27 protein-coding genes and 1 pseudogene are annotated in these 22,861 nt (G+C 58.7%); all 28 read left to right on the top strand.

Features of this window, described 5'->3' with window-relative positions; genetic code table 11:
* The first annotated feature begins 407 nt into the window (after nucleotides 1-407).
* On the top strand, nucleotides 408-1,361 hold the full coding sequence (locus tag AC1EJ1_RS09460; RefSeq protein WP_285016242.1) for a cutinase family protein: 954 nt from the start codon (nucleotides 408-410) through the stop codon (nucleotides 1,359-1,361).
* Between the two features lie 3,154 nt (nucleotides 1,362-4,515).
* Entirely contained in the window at nucleotides 4,516-4,890 is a 375-nt protein-coding gene (gene rpsL, locus AC1EJ1_RS09465) for a 30S ribosomal protein S12 (RefSeq protein ID WP_058237858.1), read from the top strand.
* On the top strand, nucleotides 4,890-5,360 hold the full coding sequence (gene rpsG, locus AC1EJ1_RS09470; RefSeq protein WP_058237171.1) for a 30S ribosomal protein S7: 471 nt from the start codon (nucleotides 4,890-4,892) through the stop codon (nucleotides 5,358-5,360). Before rpsL ends, rpsG begins: the two co-directional genes overlap by 1 nt.
* A gap of 149 nt (nucleotides 5,361-5,509) precedes the next feature.
* Complete coding sequence (gene fusA, locus AC1EJ1_RS09475) at nucleotides 5,510-7,633, top strand: elongation factor G (protein WP_058237170.1); 2,124 nt, start codon at nucleotides 5,510-5,512, stop codon at nucleotides 7,631-7,633.
* A 349-nt stretch (nucleotides 7,634-7,982) separates the two neighbouring features.
* Nucleotides 7,983-9,173, top strand: coding sequence for an elongation factor Tu (tuf, locus tag AC1EJ1_RS09480; protein ID WP_058237169.1), 1,191 nt, complete (start codon nucleotides 7,983-7,985; stop codon nucleotides 9,171-9,173).
* Between the two features lie 1,770 nt (nucleotides 9,174-10,943).
* Nucleotides 10,944-11,252, top strand: a complete 309-nt coding sequence (gene rpsJ, locus AC1EJ1_RS09485; protein ID WP_058237857.1) for a 30S ribosomal protein S10 — start codon at nucleotides 10,944-10,946, stop codon at nucleotides 11,250-11,252.
* Nucleotides 11,253-11,263: 11 nt separating this feature from the next.
* Nucleotides 11,264-11,932: a 50S ribosomal protein L3 gene (gene rplC / locus AC1EJ1_RS09490; RefSeq protein ID WP_058237167.1), complete on the top strand. Its 669-nt coding sequence runs from the start codon at nucleotides 11,264-11,266 to the stop codon at nucleotides 11,930-11,932.
* 1 nt (nucleotide 11,933) lies between these two features.
* A complete protein-coding gene (gene rplD / locus AC1EJ1_RS09495) occupies nucleotides 11,934-12,590 on the top strand; it encodes a 50S ribosomal protein L4 (protein ID WP_058237856.1) in 657 nt (218 codons plus the stop codon).
* Nucleotides 12,587-12,892 (top strand): 50S ribosomal protein L23, encoded by a 306-nt coding sequence (gene rplW, locus AC1EJ1_RS09500; RefSeq protein ID WP_058237166.1) that lies wholly within the window; start codon nucleotides 12,587-12,589, stop codon nucleotides 12,890-12,892. Before rplD ends, rplW begins: the two co-directional genes overlap by 4 nt.
* A 27-nt stretch (nucleotides 12,893-12,919) precedes the next feature.
* Nucleotides 12,920-13,756, top strand: coding sequence for a 50S ribosomal protein L2 (gene rplB / locus AC1EJ1_RS09505; protein WP_058237165.1), 837 nt, complete (start codon nucleotides 12,920-12,922; stop codon nucleotides 13,754-13,756).
* 15 nt (nucleotides 13,757-13,771) lie between these two features.
* A complete protein-coding gene (rpsS, locus tag AC1EJ1_RS09510) occupies nucleotides 13,772-14,053 on the top strand; it encodes a 30S ribosomal protein S19 (protein ID WP_058237164.1) in 282 nt (93 codons plus the stop codon).
* A 31-nt stretch (nucleotides 14,054-14,084) separates the two neighbouring features.
* Nucleotides 14,085-14,456: a 50S ribosomal protein L22 gene (gene rplV / locus AC1EJ1_RS09515; protein ID WP_058237163.1), complete on the top strand. Its 372-nt coding sequence runs from the start codon at nucleotides 14,085-14,087 to the stop codon at nucleotides 14,454-14,456.
* Nucleotides 14,456-15,304 carry a 30S ribosomal protein S3 gene (gene rpsC / locus AC1EJ1_RS09520; RefSeq protein ID WP_058237162.1) on the top strand — a complete coding sequence of 283 codons (849 nt, stop codon included), beginning with the start codon at nucleotides 14,456-14,458 and terminating at the stop codon, nucleotides 15,302-15,304. The genes rplV and rpsC overlap by 1 nt, the downstream gene beginning before the upstream one ends.
* Nucleotides 15,305-15,309: 5 nt before the next feature.
* A complete protein-coding gene (rplP, locus tag AC1EJ1_RS09525) occupies nucleotides 15,310-15,729 on the top strand; it encodes a 50S ribosomal protein L16 (protein WP_058237161.1) in 420 nt (139 codons plus the stop codon).
* Nucleotides 15,729-15,962, top strand: a complete 234-nt coding sequence (rpmC, locus tag AC1EJ1_RS09530; protein WP_058237160.1) for a 50S ribosomal protein L29 — start codon at nucleotides 15,729-15,731, stop codon at nucleotides 15,960-15,962. Before rplP ends, rpmC begins: the two co-directional genes overlap by 1 nt.
* A gap of 5 nt (nucleotides 15,963-15,967) precedes the next feature.
* Nucleotides 15,968-16,246, top strand: a complete 279-nt coding sequence (rpsQ, locus tag AC1EJ1_RS09535; RefSeq protein WP_058237159.1) for a 30S ribosomal protein S17 — start codon at nucleotides 15,968-15,970, stop codon at nucleotides 16,244-16,246.
* Between the two features lie 92 nt (nucleotides 16,247-16,338).
* Nucleotides 16,339-16,707 carry a 50S ribosomal protein L14 gene (gene rplN / locus AC1EJ1_RS09540; protein ID WP_058237158.1) on the top strand — a complete coding sequence of 123 codons (369 nt, stop codon included), beginning with the start codon at nucleotides 16,339-16,341 and terminating at the stop codon, nucleotides 16,705-16,707.
* Entirely contained in the window at nucleotides 16,707-17,141 is a 435-nt protein-coding gene (rplX, locus tag AC1EJ1_RS09545; protein WP_058237157.1) for a 50S ribosomal protein L24, read from the top strand. The genes rplN and rplX overlap by 1 nt, the downstream gene beginning before the upstream one ends.
* Before the next feature lie 2 nt (nucleotides 17,142-17,143).
* Nucleotides 17,144-17,689, top strand: coding sequence for a 50S ribosomal protein L5 (rplE, locus tag AC1EJ1_RS09550; protein WP_070726977.1), 546 nt, complete (start codon nucleotides 17,144-17,146; stop codon nucleotides 17,687-17,689).
* 2 nt (nucleotides 17,690-17,691) lie between these two features.
* Complete coding sequence (locus AC1EJ1_RS09555; protein ID WP_058237155.1) at nucleotides 17,692-17,877, top strand: type Z 30S ribosomal protein S14; 186 nt, start codon at nucleotides 17,692-17,694, stop codon at nucleotides 17,875-17,877.
* A gap of 64 nt (nucleotides 17,878-17,941) precedes the next feature.
* The gene (gene rpsH, locus AC1EJ1_RS09560; RefSeq protein WP_058237154.1) at nucleotides 17,942-18,340 is read left to right on the top strand and encodes a 30S ribosomal protein S8; all 399 of its coding nucleotides are present in this window, start codon (nucleotides 17,942-17,944) and stop codon (nucleotides 18,338-18,340) included.
* A 15-nt stretch (nucleotides 18,341-18,355) separates the two neighbouring features.
* Entirely contained in the window at nucleotides 18,356-18,892 is a 537-nt protein-coding gene (gene rplF / locus AC1EJ1_RS09565; RefSeq protein WP_285016234.1) for a 50S ribosomal protein L6, read from the top strand.
* The gene (gene rplR / locus AC1EJ1_RS09570) at nucleotides 18,892-19,263 is read left to right on the top strand and encodes a 50S ribosomal protein L18 (protein ID WP_058237152.1); all 372 of its coding nucleotides are present in this window, start codon (nucleotides 18,892-18,894) and stop codon (nucleotides 19,261-19,263) included. Before rplF ends, rplR begins: the two co-directional genes overlap by 1 nt.
* Nucleotides 19,264-19,292: 29 nt before the next feature.
* On the top strand, nucleotides 19,293-19,994 hold the full coding sequence (rpsE, locus tag AC1EJ1_RS09575; RefSeq protein WP_285016232.1) for a 30S ribosomal protein S5: 702 nt from the start codon (nucleotides 19,293-19,295) through the stop codon (nucleotides 19,992-19,994).
* On the top strand, nucleotides 19,994-20,176 hold the full coding sequence (gene rpmD, locus AC1EJ1_RS09580; protein WP_058237150.1) for a 50S ribosomal protein L30: 183 nt from the start codon (nucleotides 19,994-19,996) through the stop codon (nucleotides 20,174-20,176). The genes rpsE and rpmD overlap by 1 nt, the downstream gene beginning before the upstream one ends.
* Nucleotides 20,177-20,178: 2 nt before the next feature.
* Complete coding sequence (rplO, locus tag AC1EJ1_RS09585) at nucleotides 20,179-20,664, top strand: 50S ribosomal protein L15 (protein WP_058237149.1); 486 nt, start codon at nucleotides 20,179-20,181, stop codon at nucleotides 20,662-20,664.
* Between the two features lie 234 nt (nucleotides 20,665-20,898).
* On the top strand, nucleotides 20,899-22,191 hold the full coding sequence (secY, locus tag AC1EJ1_RS09590; RefSeq protein ID WP_058237148.1) for a preprotein translocase subunit SecY: 1,293 nt from the start codon (nucleotides 20,899-20,901) through the stop codon (nucleotides 22,189-22,191).
* Nucleotides 22,188-22,754: pseudogene (locus AC1EJ1_RS09595) on the top strand (adenylate kinase); the annotation flags it as partial. The gene secY and the pseudogene AC1EJ1_RS09595, both read left to right, overlap by 4 nt.
* Nucleotides 22,755-22,861: the final 107 nt, after the last annotated feature.

Genomic DNA, 22,861 nt, shown 5'->3' on the forward strand with positions numbered 1-22,861 from the left:
TCGTGTCATGTGCACCACACTACGGAACAGTACTGCTGCCCGTACAGACCCAATTCATAATTGTGGATCAAACTCTTTCTGCACCCACCTGTCGACCTGGAAGCCTCTCACTGGATTCATCACGGCTCTACCTCCCGTGAGGTTACTCCTGACCAGTGCAAATGCCTCGTCCGTGGGTGCGATTGCCGGTGACCTGCCCTTCAGATCGACAGACGGGGAAAGAGGGAAGGAGAGGGAGAAGGAAAGTACAGATCTGCCGACGATTCCCAGAATATGGATCGTCAAAGTCGGCCCGAAACATCGAGAAAACTCACTGATGCCGATCTGGAGCGTACTGCGTGTAGCAGTAGATGGGAGTCTCCCTCGTTAATGGGTAGAATTTGGGTGGAACCGAGAGGGAGTGACGGATGAGAAAGCTCGGACTACCTGCGCTGATTGCTGTGACGGCACTCACTGCAGCCGGGTGTGTGGCCGGTAACAGCCCTGCCGAGCCGGAGCAGTCTCTCGCTCAATCCGCCCTTTCGAATCAGTCAACCTCGTCGAACCAATCGGAAATCGAAACCGACAACCCCATCGAAGCTGCCCCCGACCAGTCCCAATCCAGCCATCCAGCCGAGCAGTCTTTCATGACCACCGGAGAATGCGTGGACGTCGTGGCGATTAATGCGCGTGGAACGAATGAGGAGACCGGCGGCGGTGGCCTCACTGATGCCGTAGCGGGCGAGATCGTTGAGAAATGGTCGAAAGACGCGCGTGCCATTGCGCTGGAATATCCCGCTAGTTTTGACGTTAATGCTTCCGTCGAAGACGGGGTTTTAGCTCTGACCGCGATGCTTGAAGATGGCGCGGCTCGGTGCCCGAATCAGAAATACGTGCTCGTGGGTTATTCGCAGGGCGCGATCGTTGTCGCTGAGACGCTGAGCAAGCCTGAAGACCGGCTGATCATGGGCGATGTCGAGCGACTGAGTGAGCCTGCGCGGAAGGCGATTGCTGCCGTCGAGCTATACGGTGATCCTGGTTTTGTTGGGTCGATGCCGTATAACCGCGGCGACTACGATCCGCGTTTTAACGGGATGTTGCCGCGACACTCGCAGGCTTTAGCTGAATTTGCCACCCGGATTCGTGACTTTTGCGTTGCGGAGGATCTATTTTGCCAGGGGAGCCGGCGCACAGGTATTCAGCGCTCGGCTCATTCGCTCTACTGGACGAACGGCATGCAGGCTGAAGGTGCAGCTCACGCGCTGGAGCGCCTTTACCGGAGGGCCGAGTTGGCTGGAGAGGATATCGGTGCCGAAGGCGCAGCGCCTGAGGAAACTGACAGTGGCGACGCCCAAAGTGGAGGGGCAAATAACGGGCACTAAGAGCGCCGTGATGTGGCCTTTTGGCTCTGACATCGAGTGCCGTGACGCTTCCGAGACCTCTGGCGATTTTGTGTCCGAGGTTTCTTCAGATCTTGGTTGCCACAGTCGCAAAATGGTGCTGTTTCCCTCCCCGCCGCCCTGTCCACCCAAGTGTCGATTTGGCTGCCGTATCCTCCCAATTGACGAGGGTGCCCCACGCATCGTCACTGGCCAGCAGGCATTTGTGGATCGAGATGCGTGGAGAGAACCGTCGGATGGGCCTTGAAATCGACAGTAGGGGAGAGAAGGAGGTGGGAATTGGAGACTATTAACGGCGGAAGAACAGTATCGAGTCTCTGCATTGGCGCAGAGAAGCACATAGAATTGACTACGTTGATCCACTAGTCAAATGGAGGAGACACCGTGATCAAGAAACTCTTCAAGCTCGTTCTTTTTGGCGCTCTCGCAGCGTTCGCCGGCCTCATTGCGATCCAATACGATGGCCCTCGCAACTTCCTGAAAGACCTTGGTGTGCCGCTGTAAGCAACTAATTCGCAGATCGAAGACCTGTCGGATTTGCACGCTTAGTCACGCCGATTAGTCTCTAGGTGCCGAGCTGTACCACCAAGGTAGAGCTCGGCACCTTCATGCAGTTTTCGGCAGTTCTTTCACGAAGCAAGCACATTCAACAGTGCACCACATTCAGGGCATCTGCATTCAACTCGTTGGCACCGATCTCGCGCGGGCGCTCGCGGCCTCCCTCGTCGATTCGGAGAACCAATACGTCGATCAGCGCTTTCCACGCGCGTCCCACGCAACCGGGCTTCGATCCGCGCAGCCGAATGCTCAGGGTGGTGCAAATCGTCCCAAATGAAGCGTTCGAAAACCCAGCCGCGCGCCTCCAAATCTCGCTGCCTCCTGCCCTCAGATTGGTAAGAGTGAGCGATCTGTGAGTGCGACACGCCTCGTTTGCTGCGGCCGTCAAATTCAAGTGCGACCTTCTCGCGCGGAAAAGCAATATCGATGAAGTACACGCTCGCCGGGCGCGCTCCAGCAAGGCTCTCAGCTGGGCGTTGGCGCACTTCAAACTGTGTGCGCACAGCGTGAAGCTTCCGACTGCGAACTATCCACAGCAGCATCGCCTCGCCAATTGATTCGCAGCCCGCATCCGCATGCTGTATGAGCCATCTCGCGCGAGCCACATTGCGATGCCCCCTCGGAAAGCGACTAAGCTGGCGGACCAGAGCAGCTCGCACACGCTCTTCAGCCTTGCGAGACCTGTCCTGATGGTGCTTGTTGAAGTGACTCAGCCGACGCATCCCGTCGCATAGCGTCACGAACGCGTGGCTCGCCGGCATCGTGAGAGCGCACAAAATGAGCGTGTCCTCAAGTGTCGCCACACGTAGCAGCATTCGACGGCGCGACCCCGACACGTCGCTTTCACGCCCGCGGTCGATGCTGGATCCGCGGATTCTGACCGTGCGTATCGGCCCGACAGCTGGTACCTGGTGTCGCATTATTCGGGCAGCTGGGATAGAAATTCTGCTTGCTCCGATGGGGGATCGCCGAGGGTGGCCGCAACGAATCTCAATCCGAGGCAAGGTCGGGGATTCGTTTCCTGGTCTGCCATGCGTAAGGATGTGAACGTCAGGCGAACGGTCCCAGCACCACAGGCCGTGGAGCAAAGCTGCAGATGGGCCTATGAATGTCGCGTGCGGATGCGTCAGACAGGTGGCCGCAATCCGTGCCAAGGCGGCATCATTGCGGATCTTCCACGTTTCACTCTGGGTAGCGCTGGGATCGATGCGCCACGTGACGCCTCGCTTAACGCGCGCGTAGTACTGACCAGTTTGTTTCTTAAGGGCGCTGAGGCGGCGGTGGCGCGAGGTTGTGGCGAGGTGAAGGTGCTCGATGTAGGTGGTCACTCGGATACCTCCTTTCTAAGGGTGCCCAGATGTCGAGCACTGACTGTGTGGCGATAGAGCTGGATGCGTGATGGCTGTGTTGGGCGTGCGGACGGTTATGTCGAGTTGCATGGCTGAAAGAGCATGACATGGGGAAGCGGCGTATGCGGCAATAAGAGCGGCAACTTGTGGATACGGTGGTGGTAGGGGTGATACTTGTGGATAACTCGGCTTGAGCCGGGCGGGTACCCTCGGCCGTGAGGATTCCCTCTGGTCGGTTCGCCTTGGAATATTCCACGATTCCATCGGGACAACTTCTGCAGGGAGGTCGCCGGGCAATCTTTCCGCTTTCCTTCCACTACTCCCTCCCTTCCTTTCTTTCACCCAACTGTCGATCTCGAGGCGCGATTCGACAAGATGTTTTTTAAAACCGCAGGTCAAGAACAGTTTTTATGAAAGGTAGTGCCGAAGATCGTGCTGAAATCGACAGTTGGGTAAGGGTAAGGGTAAGAGTAAGAGTAAGAGGAGCAGGGGCGGAGGAAGGGACGGGGTCGATGGGAAGCCCTCCTTGGAAGGTCGCCCGGCAGTCGTCGTAAGCGGTCTGCCGCGAGGCGTCGGAAGTTCCCGTGACTCCATTCCTAACAATCCACTCCGACCGCGCCTCCGTCCAGAATGCGCCTTAGCTCACGCCGTACACAATTGACGTGCCCGCCGCCCACAAACTAAGCTGAAATGCGGTAACCCGAGTACATCGGGTCACCTGACCGCTTGATCACACGATCTGGCGGCGATGTGACACTGATCGCACCAGTGATCAAGACGCAGCGCCACAACCGGTGATACAAGCATCGGGCTCCACAAGGAGGATACCGAGCGGACGGCCATCGCCCCCTCGCCCTCGTGCCATCGGAGCTCCGGGCGTCATTCTCTGACCGCACGGGCAGCAGGCCCCACAGCCTGGGTGCACAGCAGAACAAGCTGAGCAACACGCTAACCGTCGGACATCATGGCGCGCCGGCCCCTGATGGATCAACGCTGCCCAGTCAGGGGACTTGACAATATCGGGCTGACTGAAGCCAGGGTGCCTGCGCTACGCCGGGCACCACACAAGAAAACGCACGACGATGCGTGGCTTGCCCTCGTCAACCGGCAACGATCCGCCGCCGAACTCACGGCAGCGAAATTCAACCGGACACTGGCCCGACAACGGGGCAGCTGCTGACACAGGCAAACACAGTCATCAGAGTGCACAACGACTGGAGAATTTTTCAGTGCCTACAATCCAGCAGCTCGTCCGCAAAGGGCGCAGCTCCAAGCGCGGCAAAGTGAAGACGCCTGCGCTCAAGGGCTCGCCTCAGCGCCGTGGCGTGTGCACCCGTGTGTACACCGCCACCCCGAAGAAGCCGAACTCTGCGCTGCGCAAGGTTGCCCGTGTGCGCCTTTCGTCAGGCATCGAAGTGACGGCTTACATCCCAGGTGAGGGACACAACCTCCAGGAGCACTCCATCGTGCTCGTCCGCGGTGGTCGTGTGAAGGACCTCCCTGGTGTCCGTTACCGTATTGTCCGCGGATCACTTGATACGCAGGGCGTGCGCAACCGCCAGCAGGCTCGTTCACGTTACGGTGCGAAGAAGGAGAAGAAGTAATGCCTCGTAAAGGCCCAGCTCCCAAGCGCCCGCTTGTCGACGATCCGGTTTACGGTTCCAAGATCGTCTCGCAACTGGTCAACCGTGTTCTGCTCGACGGCAAAAAGTCGTTGGCTGAACGCATCGTGTACGGCGCGCTCGAGACAGTGCGTGAGCGTACCGAGCAGGATCCAGTGGTGGTTCTCAAGCGCGCTCTGGACAACATCCGCCCAGCCCTTGAGGTGCGTTCCCGCCGTGTCGGTGGCGCTACCTACCAGGTTCCGGTTGAGGTTCGCCCGGCCCGCGCCACCACTCTGGCTCTGCGCTGGCTGGTTGACTTCTCGCGTCAACGTCGTGAGAAGACCATGACCGAGCGTCTCGCTAACGAAGTTCTCGATGCGTCCAACGGCCTCGGTGCCGCTGTGAAGCGCCGCGAGGACATGCACAAGATGGCCGAATCGAACCGCGCATTCGCCCATTACCGTTGGTGATTTTTCCATTCCCGAGGGCGGCCTCTGACGCCGCTGACAACCATGCTGCGTGAAATAATACTTTTGCCAGCTGTTTAATCCCCAGCGGGGCTCCGCCCTCGTTAATGGGGATCACCGAAAGAACGCACGACGAAGCGAAGGACAACTCCGTGGCACAAGAAGTGCTAACAGACCTGAGGAAGGTCCGCAATATTGGCATCATGGCTCACATTGATGCCGGCAAGACGACCGTGACTGAACGCATCCTGTTCTACACGGGCATTAACTACAAGATCGGTGAAACGCACGACGGTGCGTCAACCACTGACTGGATGGACCAGGAAAAGGAACGTGGCATCACGATTACCTCGGCTGCCGTGACCTGTTTCTGGAAAGGCAACCAGATCAACATCATCGATACCCCCGGCCACGTGGACTTCACGGTGGAAGTTGAGCGCTCACTGCGTGTGCTCGACGGCGCCGTGGCTGTCTTCGATGGCAAGGAAGGTGTGGAGCCTCAGTCAGAAACCGTGTGGCGTCAGGCCGACAAGTACAACGTCCCACGTATCTGCTTCATCAACAAGATGGACAAGCTGGGCGCCGACTTCTACTACTCGGTGCAGACCATCAAGGATCGCCTCAAAGCGAACCCGATCGTCATGCAGCTGCCCATTGGCGCCGAGGATACCTTCGAAGGCAACGTTGACTTGCTGTCAATGAAGGCTTTCCATTACCCGGCAACTGACGCAGACGGTAAGCCCACCCTTGGTGCCATCGTCGAGGAAGGCGAGATTCCCGCCGACCTGCAGGACAAGGCCGAGGAATACCGTGAGGCTCTGATGGAAGCCGCCGCTGAAGGCAACGACGAGCTCATGGAAGCCTACCTGGAAAACGGCGAACTGACCGTTGACCAGATCAAGGAAGGCGTGCGTGCGCTGACCGTTTCAGGCAAGGCCTTCCCGGTCTACTGCGGTACCGCACTGCGCAACATGGGTGTTCAGCCCGTGCTGGACGGTGTGATCAGCTTCCTGCCCTCACCTCTGGATATCGAATCCGTCAGCGGTTTCGAACCTGGTGATGACTCTGAGGTAGAGAACCTCGTTCGTCATCCCGATGAGAACGAGCCTTTCTCAGCGCTGGCATTCAAGATTGCGGCGCACCCGTTCTACGGCAAGCTGACCTTCATCCGCGTCTACTCCGGCAAGATGGAAGCCGGCTCCCAGATCATGAATTCGACCAAGGGTAAGCGTGAGCGTATCTCCAAGATCTTCCAGATGCACTCCAACAAGGAGAACCCGGTTGATCTGGCGCACGCTGGTCACATCTACGCTGTGATCGGTCTGAAAGACACCACCACCGGCGACACGCTGTGTGACCTGAACGATCAGATTGTTCTGGAGTCGATGACCTTCCCGAAGCCCGTTATTCACGTGGCTGTCGAGCCGAAGTCGAAGGCTGACCAGGAAAAGATGGGCGTCGCCATCCAGAAGCTGGCTGAAGAGGACCCGACCTTCACCGTTGAGCTGGACCAGGAAAGTGGCCAGACCATCATCGGTGGTATGGGCGAGCTTCACCTCGACATCATTGTTGACCGTATGCGTCGCGAATTCAAGGTCGAGGCTAACGTCGGCAAGCCGATGGTCGCCTACCGCGAGACGATCCGTAAGACCGTCGAAAAGTTTGAATACACTCACAAGAAGCAGACCGGTGGTTCGGGTCAGTTCGCCCGCGTCATCATCATGCTGGAGCCGCTGCCGAGCGATTCCGAAGAAGAGTACGTCTTCGAGGACAAAGTCACCGGTGGCCGCGTTCCGCGTGAGTACATCCCCTCTGTAAACGCTGGTATTCAGGAAGCCATGCACTCCGGTGTTCTGGCTGGATACCCGATGGTGGATGTCAAAGCCACGCTTCTTGACGGTGCATACCACGAAGTTGACTCGTCTGAAATGGCGTTCAAGATCGCAGGTTCAATGGCCATGCGTGAAGCCGCCAAGAAGGCGAAGCCGGTTCTTCTTGAGCCGATTATGGCCGTCGAGGTGCGTACGCCTGATGAATATCTGGGCGACGTGATCGGCGACCTGAACTCTCGTCGTGGTGCCATCCAGTCAATGGATGAGCAGCATGGTGTGCGTGTTGTTCGCGCGCAAGTTCCGCTGTCGGAAATGTTCGGATACGTTGGCGACCTGCGGTCCAAGACCCAGGGACGCGCCGTGTACTCGATGCAGTTCGACAGCTACGCCGAGGTTCCTCGTAGCGTTTCAGAGGAAATCGTCGGAAAGTCTCGGGGCGAGTGAGTCCCACGGGGTCGGATCAACCCCGATCGGTGTACCGTAGTGCTATTGCCTGTTGCACTGCGTGATTGCACTGGTCAGATCGGTCAGCGGTGGGGGACCTCGCAGTAGCGGGGGTCCCGCGCCGGAACCGATCGGTCGAGACCGGAGCGTCAGTGCAGCGCAAGACGGATAGCGCCGGGATTCCGGTGAGCGAGGTGGCGGGGATCACTGTCAAGGGGCAGTGTGAAAGCTGCAGCGCAGATCCGCACTCCAATTCAATAGAAACCCTGTAGGATCTCACGCCCTGTGGGTGTTAAGCTAACACCTAGCCATAGGCTGAGAACATCTACCCGAGTCCAGGAGGACACAAGTGGCGAAGGCCAAGTTCGAGCGCACCAAGCCGCACGTCAACATCGGTACCATCGGACACGTTGACCACGGCAAGACGACGCTGACAGCAGCAATTACCAAAGTTCTGCACGACAAGTACCCGGAACTGAACGAGTACACGCCGTTCGAGAACGTCGACAACGCTCCTGAAGAGCGCGATCGTGGCATCACGATTAACGTCTCCCACGTGGAGTACCAGACCGAGAAGCGTCACTACGCACACGTTGACGCCCCCGGTCACGCTGACTACATCAAGAACATGATCACCGGTGCAGCCCAGATGGACGGCGCAATTCTGGTGGTCGCAGCAACCGACGGCCCGATGGCTCAGACCCGCGAGCACGTTCTGCTTGCCCGTCAGGTCGGCGTCCCCACCATCCTTGTTGCTCTGAACAAGAGCGATGCCGTGGATGATGAGGAAATGCTGGAGCTCGTTGAGGAAGAATGCCGCGACCTGCTCAACTCTCAGGACTTCGATGGCGACAACGCCCCGATCATCCGCGTCTCGGCACTCAAGGCTCTTGAGGGCGACGAGAAGTGGACGAAGGCAATCGAAGAGCTCATGGATGCAGTGGACGAGTACGTCCCGACCCCTGAGCGCGATCTCGACAAGCCGTTCCTGATGCCGATCGAGGACGTCTTCACCATCACCGGCCGTGGCACCGTTGTGACCGGCCGTGTCGAGCGTGGCAAGCTGGCTCTGAACTCTGAAGTCGAGATCCTCGGCATCCGCCCGACCCAGAAGACCACCGTCACCGGTATCGAAATGTTCCACAAGTCCATGGATGAAGCATGGGCAGGCGAGAACTGCGGTCTGTTGCTGCGTGGCACGAAGCGCGAAGATGTCGAGCGCGGCCAGGTTGTGGCCGTCCCCGGCTCCATCACGCCTCATACGAACTTCAAGGGCCAGGTTTACATCCTGAAGAAGGACGAAGGCGGCCGTCACAAGCCGTTCTTCTCCAACTACCGTCCTCAGTTCTACTTCCGTACCACGGACGTCACCGGCGTCATCACGCTGCCCGAGGGCACCGAGATGGTTATGCCTGGCGACACCACAGAAATCACCGTCGAACTGATTCACCCCATCGCAATGGAGCCCGGCCTGGGCTTCGCTATCCGCGAGGGTGGCCACACCGTTGGTTCAGGTCGTGTGACCGAAATCGATAAGTGATTCGGTAGCTGGGTGCAGTTGGCATTGAGCCGACTGTAACTGGCGCTGGCACTCGCGAGGTTCCCCGTTTGGGCCGTTTGAGTCGGTATTGACGAGGGCGCCTGGCGGTGAGCCGAATGAGCTGAGATGGGCTTGGTGGCATCGAAAGATGCTTCCAAGCCCATCTTTTTTGTGCTGCTGTATCTTCTTGCCGTTTCTGTCTTTTTGCGTGCTCTGTTTCAAAGCGCGCCCATTCCTTTGGCGCCCTCTGGCCTGAAGCGTGTTCTGCCTTTTGGTAGCGCCGCCCTTTTCTCGTGCTCTGTCTTTTGGCGGCTCCGGCTCCTAGCTGTAGTCCGTCTCTTAGCCTGCTCCGGCCTTTAGCGTTCTCCGCCCTTTTGTCGGCCCAGTGTGATTCGTGCTTCCCATTGTCTGACCGTGAGATCAATAGCCAAGGGGCGTGTATATGCTTTCTGTCGCTATTACGCGGCGATGGCGCTGTATGCTCCAACGAATTCGGGTCTGGCACCTTTTCGCGCTCCGAACTGTTCCGGCCCCATCTCTTCTTGCGTTCCGAACTGTTCCGGCCTGAGCCGTTCTACTTTGAACTGTTCCGCCTCGAGCTTTTTGCTCCTAGCTGTCTATCTGCCTGTTTCCCACCGGTTGTTTACCCAACTGTCGATCTCGGCAGCATTCCGTTTGAGTAAACGAAGGTGAATTTGCTGTGACCTGCACCGATGCAGTCGCGCCAAGGGATGTCCTTCCATAGATGTCCTTGAGATCGACAGATGGGTAGAGGCGGGGAAAGGGCAGTGCTGGAAAGAAGTCTCTGCAGAGATTAGGAGTGAAGGCGCGGTGGCGCCGCAAGAACTCCTCCGATCGGCTACGCGAACAATCTTGTAGGTATGCCTATGTGCTAGACCTAACATCTATTGTTTGCGAATGCTTCTCGAAGGAGTTCCGAAAAAACTTCGAACACGGATACTCCGCAGATCTTTTCGTTAAGACTTCCCTCCCTCTACCCGAGTGTCGATTTGAAGGCTGAAAGTTCCGGTCCTGCTTCCCTAGCAGGCCCTTGACCAGCTGTGTTGCGTGGAAGTCTCAGCGGAGAATCGTCGATTCGACCCTCAGATCGACAGTTGGGAACTGGGGGATAGGGCAAGTGGGAGACAGGACTAAGTGGGGAGGGCTCGAGGAAAGAGGGGATCGATCAAAAGAAGGGCCCGAGCGGAAGAAGGGGCTATGGGGGGGTGAGGGGACCAAGTGGGGAACGGGCATGAGGTGGAGATGGGAGCAAGTGAGCGCTGAGAATTGAATGGACGAGCACATTGTGGAAGGGCAGACTGCCGAGTGACAGGCTGCAGAGAGACAGGGTGAGGTAAAAGGATGGCACGCGGGCAGAGTGCGGATGGACAGGCTGGGGTAGCTGAGGGGGTGCACCAGCGATAGTGATACTGGCGACAATTCTTGGCAGCAGGGTGACAGAATGTGCCTCCGTGGGCCCGTAGCAAGGCATAAAAGCTGGATAGCAGGCTAGTTGTCAGGTGATTCACACCGGTTTTTGCCTGAGCGGACTTGAACCAACGAGGGGTTTTCTGTCAAACTAATCAGGTTGCCCCGCGAGGGTGGGGCTCATCCAGACCAAAATCTGGCCGGGCTTTATAGCCCGAGTTCTTTAGATAAGACAACGGTCCGTCCCTCACCCGAGGGAAACCGCGTACGAATGTGTCGCGAATTGCGACACGCCCGAATGCGGGGACCGGTGACGAAGCTGTACGAGAAGAGGTAGACGGCATGGCGGGACAGAAGATCCGCATCCGGCTTAAGTCCTATGACCACGAGGTCATCGACAGCTCCGCGCGCAAGATTGTGGAGACCGTGCAACGCGCGGGCGCCACGGTCGTGGGCCCGGTGCCACTGCCGACCGAAAAGAACGTGTTCGTCGTCATTCGGTCGCCCCACAAATACAAGGACAGCCGCGAGCACTTTGAGATGCGCACACACAAGCGGCTCATCGACATCATCGACCCGACTCCGAAGGCCGTCGACTCGCTTATGCGTCTTGACTTGCCTGCGGACGTCAATATTGAGATCAAGCTCTGAGGACATCTGCAATGACAACTGATACCAAGCAGAAGGCCAGCACGCCCATGACGGCGCTGTTGGGCCGCAAGCTCGGCATGACCCAGGTATGGGACGCCGAAGGGCGTCTTGTCCCGCTCACTGTCGTGCAGGTCGGCACCAACGTCGTCACACAGGTGCGTACCGAAGAGGTTGACGGTTACTCTGCGATTCAAATCGGTTACGGCAAGATTGACCCCCGCAAGGTGACAAAGCCTCTCGCGGGACACTTTGCCAAGGCAGGCGTGGAACCACGTCGCCACCTAGCCGAAGTTCGCACAACCGAGGCCGATAACTACGCAGCGGGGCAGGAACTCGACGCAACCGTGTTTGAAGCGGGACAGCATGTTGACGTTTCCGGAAACACCAAGGGCAAGGGATTTGCCGGTGTGATGAAGCGTCACGGCTTTGCAGGCGTGGGAGCCTCTCACGGCGCCCACCGCAATCACCGCAAGCCAGGCTCCATTGGTGCCTGTGCAACACCTGGTCGCATTTTTAAGGGACAGCGCATGGCCGGCCGTATGGGCAATGCGCGCCGCACAATTCAGAATCTGACGATCCAGGCTGTGGACGCCGAAAAGGGCCTCCTGCTCATTAGCGGCGCAATCCCCGGCCCGAAGAACGGTATCGTCCTGGTTCGCACGTCCGTGAAGGGTGCGTGACATGACTGATAACCAAACCACGCGCACGATCGATGTGCTCGACCGTGAGGGCAAGAAGGTCGACACGATCGACCTGCCCGGTGAAATTTTCGACGTGCCGGCGAACATTCCGCTGATGCATCAAGTCGTCGTGGCGCAGCTTGCTGCGGCCCGACAGGGAACACACGCGACCAAGACCCGTGGCATGGTTTCCGGCGGCGGCAAGAAGCCGTACCGCCAGAAGGGAACCGGTAACGCTCGTCAGGGCTCCATCCGCGCACCGCAGTTCACCGGTGGCGGAGTGGTTCACGGACCTCAGCCGCGTAACTACGCACAACGCACCCCGAAGAAAATGAAGGTCGGCGCTCTGCGCTGCGCACTGTCCGATCGCGCTCGTAACGATCGCATTCACGTTGTGACTTCATTGTTCGAGGGCGACAAGCCGTCCACCAAGACAGCTCTGAAAGCTCTGCGGACAATCGTTGCTGGCAACGACAACGTCCTGGTGGTCCTTGAACGCGGTGAAGATCTGACGGCACTGAGCCTGCGCAACCTGCAGGAAACTCACATTCTGTGGGTTGATCAGCTCAACACCTATGACGTCCTCGACAACGACGATGTCATCTTCACCAAGGGCGCCCTCGAGACTTTCCTCGGTACTAAGGAGGAGACCAAGTGAGCGCACTCGAATCCACCAAGAACCCGCGCGACATCATCTTGAAGCCTGTCGTGACTGAGAAGTCATCGATCCTGATGGATCAGGGCAAGTACACATTTGAAGTTGATCCTCGCGCCAACAAGACCGAGATCAAGATTGCTGTCGAGGCAATCTTTGGTGTCAAGGTTGCCTCTGTCGCGACCCAGAACCGTAAGGGTAAGGAATACCGGACCCGCAACGGAATCGGAAAGCGCAAGGACGTCAAGCGAGCAATCGTGACCGTTCGCGAAGGCACCATCGACATCTTCGGCGATCAGGCCTGAAGGCAGCCGGAGAGGTAGAGGAACATTATGGGAATCCGCAAATACAAGCCCACAACGCCGGGCCGTCGCGGCTCAAGTGTGTCGGACTTTGCTGAAATCACGCGTTCTACACCAGAAAAGTCGCTGCTGCGTCCGCTGAGCAAGACCGGTGGTCGTAACGCGCACGGCCGCGTGACCTCGCGTCACCGCGGTGGTGGCCACAAGCGCGCCTACCGCGTGATCGACTTCCGTCGCCATGACAAGGACGGCATCCCCGCCGTTGTGGCTCACATCGAATACGATCCGAACCGCACCTCGCGCATCGCACTGCTGCACTACGAGGACGGAGCCAAGCGTTACATCCTGGCACCGGCCAACCTGTATCAGGGTGACCGCGTGGAAGCAGGCCCACAGGCTGATATCAAGCCAGGTAACTGCCTGCCGCTGCGTAACATCCCTCTCGGTACCGTCGTGCACGCAGTTGAGCTGCAGCCCGGTGGTGGCGCGCAAATCGCGCGTTCCGCTGGAGCGTCTGTGCAGCTCGTTGCCAAAGAAGGCCGCTTCGCGCAACTGCGTATGCCTTCCGGTGAAATCCGCAACGTTGATGCTGCATGCCGTGCAACTGTTGGCGAGGTCGGCAACTCCGATCACTCCAACATCAATTGGGGTAAAGCAGGCCGTATGCGTTGGAAGGGCAAGCGCCCCCACGTTCGCGGTGTTGTGATGAACCCGGTCGACCACCCGCATGGTGGTGGTGAGGGCCGTACCTCTGGTGGTCGCCATCCGGTGTCACCGTGGGGCAAGCCCGAGGGCCGTACCCGTCGTCCGAACAAGGCCAGCGACAAGCTTATCGTGCGCCGTCGCCGGACCGGCAAGAAGCGCTGATAAGGAGCTGAAAATATGCCGCGTAGTTTGAAGAAGGGCCCCTTCGTCGACGACCACCTGCTCAAGAAAGTCGACAAGGCCAACGAAACCAATTCAAAAGCCGTCATCAAGACATGGTCACGCCGCTCAGTGATCACCCCAGACTTCCTGGGCCTCACATTTGCGGTGCATGACGGCCGCAAGCACGTCCCGGTGTTCGTCACCGAGGCGATGGTGGGTCACAAGTTGGGAGAATTCGCTCCCACTCGTACCTTCCGAGGCCATGACAAGGACGATCGCAAAGGACGTCGGCGCTGAGCCGGCCCTAGGGAAGAAAAGGCAGGATTTCATGGAAGCCAAGGCGCAGGCGCGTTACGTTCGCGTCACGCCCCAGAAGGCACGCCGCGTGGTGAACGAAGTTCGCAACAAGCGTGTCCTGGAGGCAGCCGACATTCTGCGGTTCGCTCCGCAGGCCGTCGCAACCGATGTCCAGAAGGTGCTTCACAGCGCTGTCGCCAACTCCAAATTCAAGGCTGAGCTGGCAGGGGAGGCTTTTGACGAAGCCGACCTGCTGGTCCTCGAAGCCTTTGTGGACGAAGGCCCGACTATGAAGCGTTTCCGCCCCCGCGCACAAGGACGCGCCGGACGGATCCTCAAGCGCACCAGCCACATCACCATTGTGGTGGGCACCAAGGACGACAAGCAGAAGGGAGACCAGTAATGGGGCAGAAGGTTAACCCAACCGGGTTCCGTCTGGGAATCACCACCGATCACCGGTCCCGCTGGTTCTCCGACTCAACCACCAAAGGCCAGAGCTACGCAGATTACGTAGCCGAAGACGTCGCCATTCGTCGCGCTTTGTCTGAAAGCCTTGAGCGCGCCGGCATTTCGAAAGTTGACATCGAGCGCACCCGCGACCGCGTGCGCGTCGACCTGCATACCGCGCGTCCCGGCATTGTGATCGGACGTCGTGGCGTCGAGGCAGATCGCCTGCGTCAATCTCTCGAGAAGCTGACTGGCAAGCAGGTCCAGCTCAACATCCTCGAGGTTCGCAACCCCGATCTGGACGCACAGCTGGTTGCTCAGGGCATCGCCGAGCAACTCGCAGCACGTGTCTCGTTCCGTCGCGCCATGCGTAAGGGCATTCAGTCCGCACAGCGTGCAGGCGCCAAGGGTATTCGTGTCCAGGTGTCCGGCCGTCTGGGTGGAGCCGAAATGTCTCGCTCCGAGTTCTACCGTGAAGGCCGTGTGCCGTTGCACACCCTGCGCGCGAACATCGACTACGGCTTCTTTGAAGCTCGTACCACCTTCGGTCGCATTGGCGTCAAGGTGTGGATCTACAAGGGCGACATGACCGAGCGCGAATTTGCTCGCCAGCAGGCTGAGCAGCAGAACCGCGGCGGACGCCGCGGTGATCGTCGCGGACCCCGTCGCGGCGGCCGTGGAGGCCAGGGACGCGGTGGACGTCAGCGCAACCAGGAACGCGCAAGCGAAAACACGCAGCCAGAAAAGGCTCAGACTGAGCCCCAGGCCGAACAGCCGGCTGCCGATCAAGGAACGGAGGCCTGAGTCTTATGCTCATTCCCCGTCGGACCAAGTTCCGCAAGCAGCATCGTCCACACCGCACTGGTGTGGCTAAAGGCGGCACCGAGCTGGCCTTCGGCGACTACGGCATCCAGGCTCTTGAAGGCGCCTATGTCACGAACCGTCAAATCGAGGCAGCTCGTATCGCGGTGACCCGTCACGTGAAGCGTGGCGGCAAGGTGTGGATCAACATCTTCCCTGACCGCCCGCTGACCAAGAAGCCCGCAGAAACCCGTATGGGTTCCGGTAAAGGCGCTCCTGAATGGTGGGTCGCCCCCGTCAAGCCGGGCCGCATTATGTTCGAACTGGGCGGCGTTTCCGAGGAGCTCGCTCGCGAAGCTCTGAGCCGTGCCCAGCACAAACTTCCAATGAAGACCCGATTTGTGGTCCGAGAGGGTGGTGAACTCTGATGGCCGACAAAGGTCTGACGACCGCCGACCTGGATGCAATGGACGCAGCACAGCTGTCCAAGGAGCTCGAGAAAGCTAAGGCTGAACTGTTCAACCTGCGCTTTTCCCAAGCCGTCGGTTCTCTCGAGGACCATGGACGCATGAAGGTAGTTCGTCGCAACATTGCCCGGATCTACACCATTAGCCGTGAGCGGGAGCTCGGCTTCCGCACAGCCCCCACTACGAAGGAGTGAGTCGCATGTCCGAGACCACTAATGAGGCTGTCGCACGTAATTTCCGTAAGGTTCGTCGTGGCTACGTGACCAGCGACAAGATGGATAAAACCGTCGTCGTTGAGCTCGAAGACCGCATGAAGCACGCACTTTACGGCAAAGTCATGCGTAAGAGGAAAAAGGTTAAGGCCCACGACGAGAACAACGAGTGCCACGTCGGTGACCTCGTTCGCATCATGGAGACCCGCCCGCTGTCAGCCACCAAGCGCTGGCGCGTCGCGGAGATCATCGAAAAGGCGAAGTAATTCGTCCTCATAGACCATCATCCGTTCGGTCAGGCTCTAGTGGCGCAACCGCGCTGCGATGAGAACCGGCACGACGACAGGAGTCACACACAATGATCCAGCAGGAGTCGCGACTGAAAGTCGCTGATAACACAGGTGCAAAGGAGATCCTGACCATCCGTGTTCTCGGCGGTTCGGGTCGACGCTACGCCGGAATTGGCGACACGATTGTCGCCACCGTCAAAGACGCTATCCCAGGCGGCAACGTCAAGAAGGGCGAAGTCGTTAAGGCGGTCGTCGTACGTACGCGTAAGGAAACGCGTCGTTCCGACGGTTCCTACATTCGATTCGATGAAAATGCCGCAGTGATTCTCAACAGCAATGGGGAGCCACGCGGGACGCGTATTTTCGGACCTGTCGGCAGGGAACTGCGCGACAGGAAGTTCATGCGCATCATTTCACTTGCCCCGGAGGTGCTCTGATGGCAGCGAAGATTCGTAAAGGCGACCTCGTCGAGGTTGTCCGTGGACGCACGTCAGACGAGGCCAAGCTCGCCAAGCGCAACGAGCGCCGCGAAGCTGAGGGCCTTGAACCCCTCAAGCCAGGTGACAAGGGCCGCCAGGGTCGCGTCATCAAGGTGTTCCCGAAGGAACAGAAGGTCCTGGTCGAGGGTGTCAACCTGAAGACACGTCATGTGCGCCAGGGACAGTCCCAGAACTCAAGTGGCGGCATTGAAACAGTGGAAGCACCGATTTCACTGTCCAAGGTCGCTCTGGTTGATCCCGACACAAAGCAGCGCGTTCGCGTGGGCTTCAGGGAAGACCAGGTTGAGCGTGACGGTCGTACCCGCACCGTGCGTGTTCGCGTGACCCGTGGTCGCGTGGCAGCAGGTATCGAGCAGGGCAAGGAGATCTGATCATGGCCCCGCGTCTGAAAGAAAAGTACAACTCAGAGATTCGTCAAGCGCTGCGTGACGAGTTCAAGCATAGCAACGTCATGGAGGTGGGCGGTCTCACCAAGATCGTCGTCAACATGGGCGTTGGTGAAGCCGCTCGTGACTCGAAGGCACTTGAAGGAGCACTGCGCGACTTGACGGCAATCACCGGCCAGAAGCCTGTGACGACCAAGGCCAAGAAGTCCATCGCACAGTTCAAACTGCGTGAAGGCCAGCCCATCGGCGCACACGTCACCTTGCGTGGCGATCGCATGTGGGAGTTCCTTGACCGTCTTCTGTCGACCGCTCTGCCCCGTATCCGCGACTTCCGCGGACTGTCATCGAAGCAATTTGACGGCAACGGCAATTACACCTTCGGTCTGTCGGAACAGTCCATGTTCCACGAGATCGATCAGGACAGCATCGACCGCGTGCGCGGCATGGACATCACAATCGTGACCTCAGCCCGCACCGATGAGGAGGGCCGTGCACTGCTACGTCACCTCGGCTTCCCCTTTAAGGAGGACTGACCATGGCTAAGACGTCTCTCAAGATCAAAGCCGCGCGCGCCCCGAAGTTCGGTGTCCGTGGCTACACCCGGTGCAGCCGGTGCGGACGCCCGCGCTCGGTCTACCGCAAGTTCGGACTGTGTCGAGTCTGCCTGCGTGAGCTCGCCCTTCGTGGCGAACTCCCAGGCGTGACAAAGAGCAGCTGGTAAGCACTACGTCGTAGGTCCCGGGGACCCCGGTGGAAACCGCGACGAGGAAGGGGAATTAGTCCCCATGACAATGACTGATCCCATCGCAGACATGCTGACGCGTCTGCGTAACGCAAACTCGGCTCAGCACGAGTCGGTCTCCATGCCGTACTCCAAGCTGAAGGCCGCCATTGCGAACATCCTGGTGGAAGAGGGCTACATTGCCTCGACCTCCGTCGAGGATGCTCGCGTTGGCAAAACACTGATCCTCAATCTCAAGTACGGCTCCAAGCGTGAGCGTGCAATTGAAGGTCTGCAACGCGTGTCCAAGCCAGGCCTGCGCGTTTATGCGAAGTCGACGAACTTGCCGAAGGTCCGCGGCGGACTGGGTGTGGCTATTCTGTCCACATCTTCTGGTCTGCTGACTGACCGTCAGGCATCCGACAAGGGTGTAGGTGGGGAAGTCCTCGCCTACGTCTGGTGAGAGGGGGAACCGACAATGTCACGAATCGGTAAGAGCCCAATCACAATCCCGTCGGGAGTTGACGTCGACATCAAGAGCGCCACAGTCACGGTGAAAGGCCCCAAGGGCGAGCTGAGCCATGAGCTTCCTCATCTGATCTCAGCACGCGTCGAGGACGGCCAGATTATCGTCGAGCGTGCGGATGACGGCCGCGAAGCCCGTTCACTGCACGGACTGAGCCGTTCACTGATCAACAACATGGTTGTGGGCGTGACCCAGGGCTTCAGCAAACAGCTCGAGATCACCGGCACCGGTTACCGCGTAGTCGCCAAGGGCAAGGACTTGGAATTCTCGCTGGGATTCTCCCACACCGTTCCGTTCAAGGCCCCTGAAGGCATTGACTTCACGGTTGACTCACAAACGAAGTTCACGGTCTCAGGCATCGACAAGCAACTCGTCGGTGAAACTGCAGCGCGGATTCGTAAGATCAAGAAGCCTGAACCGTACAAGGGCAAGGGTATTCACTACGTGGGTGAAACGATCCGCCGCAAGGTCGGAAAGGCTGGTAAGTGATGGGCTACTCCGTCAAAGGCAAAGGCAAAGTTGTTGCGCGTAAGCGTCGCCATCAGCGTCTTCGCAAGAAGATCAGCGGCACTGCCGAGTGCCCGCGCTTGGTCGTGACCCGTTCGAACCGCCACATGGTCGCACAGGTCATCGACGATACGGTTGGCAACACCCTCGTGTCCGCTTCCACGATGGAAGACGAATTTGCTTCGGCAGAAGGCTCGAAGGTGGACAAGGCTCACCGTGTAGGCGAACTGATCGCAGAGCGCGCCAAAGCTGCTGGCATCTCCGCAGTGGTCTTCGACCGCGCAGGATACAAGTATCACGGCCGCGTCGCGGCTGTCGCAGAGGCCGCCCGTGAGGGCGGATTGAACCTCTGAAAGCGACTGAGGGAAAGAGAGATCAACTGATGGCTGCAGCGCAGCGAAGCAGAAACGGTCAGGAATCCTCCGGGCGCAACGAACGTGACAGCGAGCGTCGCGATCGCCGCCAGGGGCGTAACACTGACCGTCGCGACAACCGTCGCAACGAAGACAAGAACCAATACATCGAGCGTGTCGTCACGATCAACCGCGTATCCAAGGTGGTCAAGGGTGGACGTCGCTTCAGCTTCACCGCTCTGGTAGTGGTGGGCGATGGCGAAGGCACCGTCGGCGTCGGCTACGGAAAGGCCAAGGAAGTTCCCCAGGCTATTTCCAAGGGCGTTGAAGAAGCTAAGAAGTCCTTCTTCCACGTGCCCATGATCCGCCGCACGATCACTCACCTGGTCCAGGGCGAAGATGCAGCCGGAATCGTGCTGCTGCGTCCCGCTACACCAGGTACCGGCGTTATTGCCGGCGGCCCTGTGCGCGCCGTCCTCGAGGCAGCTGGCGTACAGGACGTGCTGACCAAGTCGCTCGGATCCGACAATGCACTTAACATCGTCCGAGCAACGGTGGCAGCTCTGAAGCAGCTGGAAACACCTGAAGCAGTGGCCGCACGTCGTGGACTTCCGGTGGAGCGTGTTGCTCCGTCCGGCATGTTGCGCGCACAGGCAGAAGGCGAAGCGGAAAAGAAAGCTCAGGCCGAGCAGAGGGAAGCCGCCAAAGCCTCCGCAGGGGTGAGTGAATAATGGCAAAACTCAAGATCACGCAGGTTCGATCAACGATCGGCGCCAAGCAGAACATGAAAGAGACCATGCGTACCCTTGGGCTGCGCAAGATCCGCCAAAGCGTTGTGCGTGAGGATTCCGAGTCAGTTCGCGGAATGATCAACACAGTGCGACACCTGATTACAGTGGAGGAGGCTGACTGATCATGGCGAAATCAACGTCGAACAAGACGACTGAGGAAGCCCCCGCAGGCATCCTCAAGCTGCACGACCTGCGTCCCGCCAGGGGAGCCAATAAGGCCAAGATCCGTGTGGGTCGTGGTGAAGGCTCCAAGGGTAAAACCGCCGGCCGCGGCACGAAGGGCACCAAGGCCCGCCGTTCCGTCCCAGTTGGCTTCGAGGGCGGCGCCAAGCCGATTCACGTGCGTCTTCCTCAGCTGCGCGGATTCAAGAATCCGTTCCGCGTGGAATACCAGGTGGTTAACGTCGGCAAGCTGCAGGAACTGTTCCCCGAGGGCGGCTCCGTTTCATCGGAAGACCTGGCTCAAAAGGGAGCTGTTCGTGACGGACACCCGGTCAAGGTCCTCGGAGGCGGAGAAGTGACCAGCGCATTCACCCTGGATGTGGATGCATGCTCACAATCGGCTCAGGACAAGATCACGCAGGCTGGTGGCACCGTCACGGTGCGATAAGTCTGAAACACGGTGGGGGTGGTTTGTTAGCCAAACCACCCCCATAGTGTCGCAGGTCGATCACATGGGCGCAGATGGCGCGTCATCGGGTCGCCCTCGGCAATGAACTAACGAAAAACCGCGGTGTAGCCAATCCAATTGACGTGAGACGTGCTAACTCGGGTAGGCTAGGCACGGTGAGTAAAGTTGTGATTGCGTCAAGCTGTCACACCATCAACCTAGGAAGAGGAAGCCGTGTTAAGTGCCTTCACACAGGCGTTCCGCACTCCTGACCTGCGTCGGAAGTTGCTGTTCTCCTTGATGATCATGGCGGTATTCCGCCTCGGAGCATTTATCCCGACCCCAGGCGTCAACACTGTCAACGTGCAGAAGTGCCTGGCAACTCAGGAAGAAGGATCCCTGCTCGGGCTCGTCGACCTGTTCTCAGGCGGCGCGTTGCTCCAGCTGTCGATCTTCGCGCTCGGCATCATGCCGTACATTACGGCGTCGATCATCGTCCAGCTTCTGCGAGTTGTCATTCCTCGGTTCGATGACCTGCACAAGGAAGGTCAGACGGGTCAGGCCAAGCTCACGCAATACACGCGGTACGGCACAATCTTCCTCGGCGTACTGCAGTCGACCACCATGGTGTACATGGCGCGCTCGGGCAACATGTTCCCCGGCTGCCAGCACGACATCATAGCTGACCGGTCCATCCCCATGTACCTCGTGATGATCGTTACTATGACCGCGGGTACCGCCGTCATCATGTGGCTGGGTGAATTGATCACTGAGCGTGGCATCGGCAATGGCATGTCACTGCTGATCTTCACGTCGATCACCGCTCGTATGCCTGCTCAGTTGTTCTCGATCGGACAAGGTGGCGGCTGGGGCAAAGTTGCCGCAATTGTCGGCATGATTCTCGTAGTCGCACTTGCCATTGTCTACATCGAGCAATCACAGCGCCGAATCCCCGTTCAGTACGCCAAGCGCATGATCGGCCGCCGCATGTACGGCGGTTCCTCGACATACATCCCGCTGAAGATCAATATGTCGGGCGTTATCCCCGTCATCTTCGCGTCATCGATCCTGGCTATGCCGGTGATGATGGCGAACTTTGGCTCACCAGAATCGACGTGGGTGCAGTGGGTGCGTTCAAACTTCAACCACCAGTCATGGCTCTACCTCGTGCTGTACGCCCTGATGATCCTCGGCTTCGCATTCTTCTACACTTCCATCACCTTCAACCCGGACGAGGTTGCCGACAACATGAAACGCTACGGCGGTTTCATCGTGGGGTACCGTGCTGGACGCCCGACCGCTGAATTCCTGCGTTACGTCATGAACCGCATTACCACGGCGGGTGCGTTCTACCTGATGATTGTCGCCCTTGTACCGTCGCTGATGATGATCCCACTCGGTCTGCAGAATGGACAGATGCCGTTCGGTGGTACCACGCTGCTGATTATGGTCGGCGTCGGCCTGCAGACCGTGAAAGAAATCAACACTCAGCTCGAACAACATCATTACGAGGGATTCCTTCGATGACAGCTATTATCCTGCTCGGTCCTCCTGGAGCGGGCAAAGGAACTCAAGCAAGCATAATTGCATGCAAACTCGGCATCCCGGCCATTTCAACAGGGGAAATTTTCCGCGCCAACATTGCCGAACAGACGGAACTCGGCATCCTCGCACAGTCCTACATGGATCGCGGCGAACTTGTTCCCGACTCGGTCATCAACCCGATGGTGCATGCTCGCCTGAAGGCGCCTGATGCCGCTGAGGGCTTCCTGCTCGATGGCTATCCGCGCACTGTTGAGCAGGCACATGCTTTGCGTGACACGCTCGCTGACCTGGGAACCGAACTTGACGTGGTGATCGAGCTTCAGGCGGATGAAGATCAGGTTGTGCACCGCATGCTCAAGCGCGCAACCGAACAGCACCGCTCAGACGACACTGAGCCGGTTATCCGTCATCGCCTGGCGGTTTACCATACGCAAACTGAGCCGGTCGCCACGTACTATGTCGATCAGGATCTGCTCGAAGCAGTCGATGCGAACGGGTCGGTCGAAGAAGTCAGCGAACGCATTTTTGCCATTCTCGATTCACTGAACGGTGCCGGCTCCGGGAGCGGTGCTGACTCAGCGGACGGTGCCGGCGCGGATGAGGTGACGGGCGGCCAGGCCACCCTCGACGATCCTCGTGATCCGTGGTTCGA

The organism is Pauljensenia sp. C0170B4 (assembly GCF_056590235.1).